The sequence below is a fragment of the Okeania sp. genome (genome assembly GCF_983059655.1).
The window spans coordinates 1-3373 of the sequence record NZ_CEZPJD010000838.1; the positions used below are offsets into that span (position 1 = coordinate 1).

A 3373-nucleotide genomic window follows, 5' to 3' on the forward strand; every position below is an offset into this window, starting at 1 on the left:
GTTAATAGAATTACCTTTTTTTTATTTTACAATTCCATTTAATAATGAGTTCTCCTTAATTTAAAAGCTGATTTCATTAATGGATAATTGATAATGGATAATTGATAATGGATAATTACCTCGGGTTTTAACCGCTACGGAATTGAATATAAGGAAATACTATTTCTTCTCTTGGTTGATTGGGTATGGCGTTAGCGGAGCGGCTCTGATAAGAGCAGGGGACCTTACCATCCCTCAACCGCTTTTTTCCTCTTAAAAGGGAAGGCTTTAAACCATAATTATTTAATTATTAATTAGTTAATTATTCGGTAATATAAATTCTAAAATATATACAGGAAATTAAAGTTTTTTTCTTGCTCTTAAGCCTTCCTGCCTCTTCCTTATTCCTTTTTCCTTACTTTACTGATGCTACCGGAAATGATATGAATTATGGAATTAATGTTGAACTAACTAATTTTTGAGTATAAGAATGTTGAGGGTCATCTAATACTTGGTCAGTCAAACCAGACTCAACAATTTGCCCATTTTTCATTACTAATAAACGGTGAGCAAGTAATCTAATTACACCTAAATCATGGGTAACTAAAATTACACTTAAACTGAGATTTCGCACCAGAGAACGAATTAAATCTAATAAACGAGCTTGTACCGAAACATCTAAACCTCCAGTAGGTTCATCCATTAATATTAACCTGGGTTTTGTGACTAAAACACGAGCTAATTGTAAACGTTGTTGCATCCCTCCAGAAAACATTTTCGGTAAGTCATCTATTCTATTAATATCTATTTCTACTTGGCTTAACCAATAAGCTGCTTCTTCCCGAATTTTCCCATAATTTTTTACCCCTATATTCATTAAACGTTCGCCAATATTTGCTCCAGCAGTTATGTTCATCCGCAAACCATCACGAGGATTTTGTTGAACAAAACCCCATTCATTTCGCATTAATAAACGGCGATGAGTTTCTGATAGTTTTTGGAGTGTTAATACTTCTCCACTAGAGGTAGTATAAGTGATATTTCCACCTTCAATTGGTATATATCCTCCAATAGAATTTAATAAAGTAGATTTACCTGAACCTGATTCCCCTACTATTCCTAAAACTTGGGCAGGATAAAGATTAAAAGAAACATGGTCACAAGCTTTTATATTTCTATAAAACTTACTCAATTTTTCAACATTTAATAATGGTTGCATAATTCACAGTAATGTAGTTTTAATTTGGCTTTTATACTTATTTTTTCTCTGGATGTTTGGATTTTTAATATCCCGCTTTCTACACGATGCTTAGAATTAGTTAGGGTTATAAGACACGAAATAGTGTATCATTTCAGTTATCAGTTATCAGTACCTCTAGTTAAAGTATTGGGATTGAAATATTGAACTTGATTTTCTCTTGGTCGATTGGATATGGCGATCTTCGGAGCAGCTCTGATAAGAGCAGGAGACCTAGCCATCCCTCAACCGCTTTTTCACCCTCTTGAAAGGGGAAACTATTGACCTTATTTTTTGGTTAAAGACTATCCCCATCCACTTTTTCCTTCTTACTTTTTCCTTCTTCCTTCTTCTTTCTTCCTTCTTCCTTCTTCAAGTTTTATTTGTTGTTGATGACAATAATCTGTATCAGAACAGACCCACATTTTATTTCCTAGATCGTCTATCAAAATTTCATCCAAAAAACTTTCTGTAGAACCGCAAAGCTCACAAGCTTTCTCCCATTTTTCTACAGTAAAAGGATAGTCTTCAAAATCTAAACTTTTTACCTGAGTATAAGGAGGTATTGCATAAATTCGCTTCTCTCTTCCCGCACCAAAAAGTTGTAAAGCAGGTAAATAATTCATTTTAGGATTATCAAATCGTGGGATAGGAGTCGGACTCATTATATAACGGTCATTTACCATTACTGGATAATCATGGGTTGTAGCAAAATCTCCTAATCTCGTAATATCCTCATACAATTTTACATACATTGCTCCATAATCTTCTAAAGCGTGCATTTTTCTAGTTTCTTTTTCAGAGGGTTCTAACCATCTCAATGGCTCTGGTATAGGCACTTGATAAACAATAATTTGACCTTCCTGAAGTGGAGTTTCAGGAATCCTATGGCGGGTTTGAATAATTGTTGCTTCTGTGGTTTTTTCTGTTATTTCTATTCCACAAATTTTCACAAAAAAACGACGAATATTCACTGCATTTGTTGTATCATCCGCTCCTTGGTCAATTACTTTTAAAATGTCTTTTTTTCCAATGATTGAAGCTGTAACTTGAATGCCACCTGTACCCCATCCATAGGACATTGGCATTTCTCTAGAACCGAAAGGTATTTGATGACCAGGAATGGCGACTGCTTTGAGTAAAGTTCGACGAATAGAACGTTTTGTTTGTTCGTCTAAATAGGCAAAGTTAAAACCTTTTTCTAGTGAGTTATCTACTTTGCCATTTGACCTTTCTAGATTTTGGTTATTTAACATATACAGAATTTACATTAATAGGGAATAGGGAATAGTTCAATAATTGATAATTGATAATGGATAATTGATAATTACCTCTTCCTTTTAGGGAGAGGATTGAATAAAAGGAAAATTTTTTCTCTCTTGGTCGATTGGATATGGCGAGTTTCCTCGCCATCCCACCCTACGGGAAGCTGCGAAGAAAGAACTCCGTTCCGCTGTCGCGATCGACCGCTTGTTTCTCCACGGCGAGTGAGAGGCTTTAAATCTTAATTATTCGGTAATAAGTAATAGGGAATAAGGAATAAGGAATAGGGAATAGGGAATAGAAATTCGTAGCAAAAATTTATCAAACTGTTACTAGGAGTCAGGAGTCAGAATAAATAACTTAAACATCAGGTAGTAGTACATTTTAATGGTCGTGTATTGTCATTATTTTTGTTACAATAACAGTGGGAGCATCTTGCTCTCGTGCCAGGTATTACTTTCTGTTTTTGGCTATATTTATAACCCACATTTTAATACTAGGGAATAAAATTAGGTAATTCATTTTGCCTAAGCAATTAATTGTTAATTATTCATTGTTGACCACCTACCACCTAATACTAAGGATGAAAAAAGAATGCTTAACTTAGACGACACTTCAATTCTTAACTAATTAATACTAGGGAATAAAATTAGGTAATTCATTTTGCCTAAGCAATTAATTGTTAATTATTCATTGTTGACCACCTACCACCTAATACTAAGGATGAAAAAAGAATGCTTAACTTAGACGACACTTCAATTCTTAACTAATTAATACTAGGGAATAAAATTAGGTAATTCATTTTGCCTAAGCAATTAATTATTCATTATTCATTATTCATTATTCATTATTAATTATTCATTATTCATTATTAAATGTGTTCCTTCCGTAGTT

2 protein-coding genes are annotated in these 3373 nt (G+C 33.6%); both read right to left on the reverse strand.

What is annotated here, in order from left to right; genetic code table 11:
- Window positions 1–427: 427 nt before the first annotated feature.
- On the reverse strand, window positions 428–1198 hold the full coding sequence (gene phnK, locus AC3DU7_RS29120) for a phosphonate C-P lyase system protein PhnK (protein ID WP_488042741.1): 771 nt from the start codon (window positions 1196–1198) through the stop codon (window positions 428–430).
- 347 nt (window positions 1199–1545) lie between these two features.
- Window positions 1546–2472: an alpha-D-ribose 1-methylphosphonate 5-phosphate C-P-lyase PhnJ gene (locus AC3DU7_RS29125; RefSeq protein ID WP_488042742.1), complete on the reverse strand. Its 927-nt coding sequence runs from the start codon at window positions 2470–2472 to the stop codon at window positions 1546–1548.
- Between the last annotated feature and the right edge of the window lie 901 nt (window positions 2473–3373).

Coding starts and splice junctions, on each gene's coding strand:
- phnK (WP_488042741.1), bottom strand. CDS start 1,198: ATGCAACCATTATTAAATGTTGAAAAATTGAGTAAGTTTTATAGAAAT.
- AC3DU7_RS29125 (WP_488042742.1), bottom strand. CDS start 2,472: ATGTTAAATAACCAAAATCTAGAAAGGTCAAATGGCAAAGTAGATAAC.